The sequence below is a fragment of the Accumulibacter sp. genome (assembly GCF_029255125.1).
In the GTDB taxonomy this organism is placed as follows: domain Bacteria; phylum Pseudomonadota; class Gammaproteobacteria; order Burkholderiales; family Rhodocyclaceae; genus Accumulibacter.
The window spans coordinates 1-3716 of the sequence record NZ_JAPUVR010000143.1 but is presented as its reverse complement, the minus strand read 5'-3'; the positions used below and the strand labels follow the sequence as shown (position 1 = coordinate 3716).

The 3716-nt window shown below is 65.1% G+C and carries 6 protein-coding genes; 1 reads left to right on the top strand and 5 read right to left on the bottom strand.

Annotated elements, in window-relative coordinates:
• The 5 genes from Q1L59_RS15950 to ssb form a co-directional block, all read right to left on the bottom strand.
• Positions 1-709 (bottom strand): recombinase RecT (locus tag Q1L59_RS15950; protein WP_300334092.1); only part of this gene is annotated, 709 nt, incomplete at its 3' end.
• A gap of 92 nt (positions 710-801) precedes the next feature.
• The gene (locus Q1L59_RS15945; RefSeq protein WP_300334090.1) at positions 802-1605 is read right to left on the bottom strand and encodes a PD-(D/E)XK nuclease-like domain-containing protein; all 804 of its coding nucleotides are present in this window, start codon (positions 1603-1605) and stop codon (positions 802-804) included.
• Positions 1606-1842: 237 nt separating this feature from the next.
• Entirely contained in the window at positions 1843-2034 is a 192-nt protein-coding gene (locus Q1L59_RS15940) for a hypothetical protein (protein ID WP_300334088.1), read from the bottom strand.
• A gap of 152 nt (positions 2035-2186) precedes the next feature.
• The gene (locus Q1L59_RS15935; RefSeq protein WP_300334086.1) at positions 2187-2435 is read right to left on the bottom strand and encodes a hypothetical protein; all 249 of its coding nucleotides are present in this window, start codon (positions 2433-2435) and stop codon (positions 2187-2189) included.
• 84 nt (positions 2436-2519) lie between these two features.
• Positions 2520-2966, bottom strand: a complete 447-nt coding sequence (gene ssb / locus Q1L59_RS15930; protein ID WP_300334084.1) for a single-stranded DNA-binding protein — start codon at positions 2964-2966, stop codon at positions 2520-2522.
• Between the two features lie 343 nt (positions 2967-3309).
• On the opposite strand from ssb, the gene Q1L59_RS15925 reads away from it, so the two are divergent.
• On the top strand, positions 3310-3716 hold a 407-nt coding region (locus Q1L59_RS15925), incomplete at its 3' end, for a hypothetical protein (RefSeq protein ID WP_300334082.1).

Sequence of the window (3716 nt, the reverse complement as noted above, 5' to 3'; positions counted from 1 at the left end):
CCAGCGCCATCGCCAGTTCAGGCGATTTCGGCAGCAGATTGCACAAGCGGCGAATCACCGTCTTGAGGCCCATCGAGACGAAGTGCGTGTCCCACGGACTCTCCTTGCGCAGCTTCCTGGCCATCTGGTAGCCCCGGGAGTGGTCACGAACCTGCTCGACCTGCTCCCGGGACAAGGCATGGAAGGTCCGGGAGCCATCCTTGAGGACCGCGACGGCGTAGAAGCCGACGACCGCGCCGCGCTCCTCGTCGCCAGCGGGGAAACCGTTCTGCTTCAACGGCTCATGCATCAGGGACCGGTGAAGACCGAGGACGATGTCGAAGCGGTCGTTGATCCGCACCTCATGACCGTAGATATCCTGCACCAGGCCGCTGTTGCGTGCGAGCTTCATCAGGCCCTGATAGCCGGGAATCAGCTGGCACTGGCTGCCAAACGGGACGAGGTGCGCTTCGCCCATCAGGCCGACTTCGAGGCCGAGCTGGCTGGACTGGATGACGGCCGCGAAGACGCTGCGCGGATCGACATCGGCGAGTCTCGGATTCAGGCGAAAGGCGGTGAGCGCCACCCGGACGATGCGTTCCGGGCTGAGATGCCGGGGCAAGGCGCGGGCGATTTCGCCCTTGAACTGTTCGAGCATCGCCGGAAACGATACCGCGTTGGCCGGCGTTCCCTGACGGGATTTCTGCAGATTGCGCAAGGTCTGTGACATGGTTTTCTCCAAGAAGAAAGGCGGAGACACCATGCCGCCCGAACCGGGGACTGGTTCCCCGCCGGGGTGGATGTACGACTGGAAGGTGCCGCTCAGGCGGCGTCGAACTCGAAGGCTTCGGCGTTGGCGGCCCAGCGCGGCAGGGAGATCAGTTCGACCTCCCCCGCCGGCTGGTACGCCGGCCAGCTGCCGGATTCCTGGCACCACTGCAGCAGCTGCAGCGCGGCCCGGTACTTCCTGCGACCGATCTCGATGAGTTCCGGATCGGCCCGATACACGGCGACGGCATGCGGTGGCTCCTTCTCGACGGCGACGAAGAGGAAGGGCAGATCGCTGCCGGTCACGCGCTTGACTCCGTCGACGTAGAACGCCGCCTGCACGTCGTAGCCGAGGTTGGCGATGGCGCGCGAGAAGCCGCGGCTGCTGGCGTCGAGACAGCTCTTGAGATCGACGATGGCGGTCTCGTTGAGCCAGTCGGGACGACAGCGGCAGGCGATGCCGGTGGCGGCATCCGTCCAGAAGGCCGATAGCTCGGCTTCTCCCTGCCCGAGCAGGCTGGCCGCGCCCTGGTGGGAGAGCACGGCAGCCCGCATCCGGCTCAGGGTCGCCAGATCCTCGGAAGGGATCACGGTCTTGCCCTGATTGGCCTCCTCGAACCGGGCAGCCGCTTCCTTGCCTTCCTTGGTACGCCGATCGAACTTCTCGGCCACCACGAATTCCTCGGCAAAGCGATCCGGCTCGAGGACGTACGCGTGCACCGCGCTACCAAACGCCATCGCCGGTGTCGGCGGCGGCGGATGGTCGAGGGCTTCGCGCAGATGCGCGGGACTCTTGAGCATCCTGAGGATGCCGGAATGTCCGATCGACTGATCGGCGTGGTACTGCTTGGCCGGCATGTGCAGCAGGCCGGGATGTCTCGGATGCATGGTGCCTCCAGTAGAAAATGCCGGAGTCACCTGCCCCTGGCGGGGAAGGCGTCCCCGGCAGGGTGGATGAAATGCTGCTTGTTTCGTGCGGCCAGCTACCGCGACTTGCTCGGGCGCATGGGAATCCATGGCGCTCGCTCAAATGCTGCTTTCCGGAGAGCGCTCGACGAACGCGCTCGGGAAAGCCCCGGCGAGCCGGGGCTGGGTTCAGGTTGCGGTTCGTGCCTGCTGCGAAAGGGCCAGTGCCCTGCGCAGCAGCTTGCGGGTTTCCGGATCGGTGCGGCCGGCCTGGAGTCTCTGGTGGAGATCACAGGCCGGAGCGATCGGCAGCGCCCTGAAGAGACGAACGAGCATGGGGTTGGATTTGACGATTTCGTCCAGTGCGGGATCGAGGGCCATGGTCAAAGCCCCAGAGCGCGAACGATCGGACGGCTGAGGATCCAGCCGGAGATGCAACAAGCGACAAGAACGAGTGTCATGAGATGCCTCCAGAAAAGAAGGGGGCAACCTCCCCGGGAACGGGGACGATGCCCCCGCACGGGGATGAGATGTCAGGCGATGACTTCGAACGACGCCTCGCCCTTCTTTGCCGGACCGGGGTCGATCCGACTCCGGCGCTGACAGGCCGGGAGGTGGTACGGCCGCCAGTCGATCCTGGTCTCCGGTACCGGCGCGGGCGTGACCGCCGGTTCGGGCTTCTGGAGCAGCCAGACCTGGACGGTCTGCACCACCCAGCGGAGAAAGGAGAGAATCAGATGCAACCCTGCCAGCAGGGCGAGAACGAGAATGACGCGCTCCATCAACAGCACTCCTGAAGAGGGATGGGGGTCTGCTCCCGACCGGGGAGACGGACCACCCGGTGGGTGAAAGAAGTCATGAGCGGCTCAGAACGGCTCGATCGGCGCGACTTCGTCGATCGTCGGTGTGGTGACCGGATCGGCTGGCGTACTCGGGGTGCGACGCTCGGCCTGGACTGCTGGCGCATCGTTCGCGGAAGGGCGAGCGCCGAGCATCTGCATTTCGCTGGCGATGATCTCGACGGTGTAGCGGTCCTGGCCCGCCTGATCCTGCCACTTGCGGGTCTGGATGCGCCCATCGAGGTAGATCGGTGCGCCCTTGCGGAGGTAGTCGCCGACGACTTCGGCCAGGCGGCCGAAGAAGATCACCCGGTGCCACTCGGTGCTTTCCTTTCGCGCACCGGTGGTCTTGTCGCGGCTGGTCTCGGTCGTGGCGAGCCGGATCGTGGCGATCGTCTCGCGGTTCGGGGTCGTACGAAGCTCGGGATCGGCGCCGAGATGGCCGATGAGCGTGACTCGGTTCAACGAGGGCATGGTGCCTCCTGATCATGAAGGCAGGGATGCCTCCGTGTCCTGACGGGGCGACCCCGCCGGGGTTGGGAGAAGATGCTGTTTGTGAAGAAGGCCAGCTACCTTCACTTCGATCGGCCTAAGCGGAACGAGAGATGACTGATTCTCTGTCGTCGTCCCGATCGCCGGAGGACGAAAAGCACCGCGCGGGGTCGCATTTCGCAGCTCGCCGCCGCGACCCGATCGCTACGCTGTGTTTGGTCAACCCCACCGGAGACAGGCCATGGCGCACCGGCAACACAGCGCATCGACGCAGATTCCGTCGGTCAGGCCGGACAACAGCCGGCCATTCCTGACGCAGAAGGTGGTGCTGAGTTCGCTGCATGCGCAGCAGGTCTTCGACCGCGGCTATGAGATTTGCGCGAACGCGCTGTTCTCGCTGAGCGTGGTGCTGCGCTTCATCGGACCGGAAGCGCAGGCACAGGAAGTCGACGCCCTCGTCGATGCGTCGATCGACCAAAGCCTGGAGGATCTGCGCCAGGAATCGCGGCGGCTCCGGGAAGTCGCCGAGAGCAACGGCATCGAGAGCGCCATCGGCTACACCAGTGCCAGGACGGTGGAGGTGAAGATCACTTCGCCACGGGCCATCCGCTACCTGGCAATCATCCGCGAGTTCGACGGCATGCTGGCCCAGATGGACGCGCTCTGGCTGTCATCGGTCATCACGGACGCTCAATACGCGCGCGGGGTGTACGAGTGGAAGCGGCGGATTCT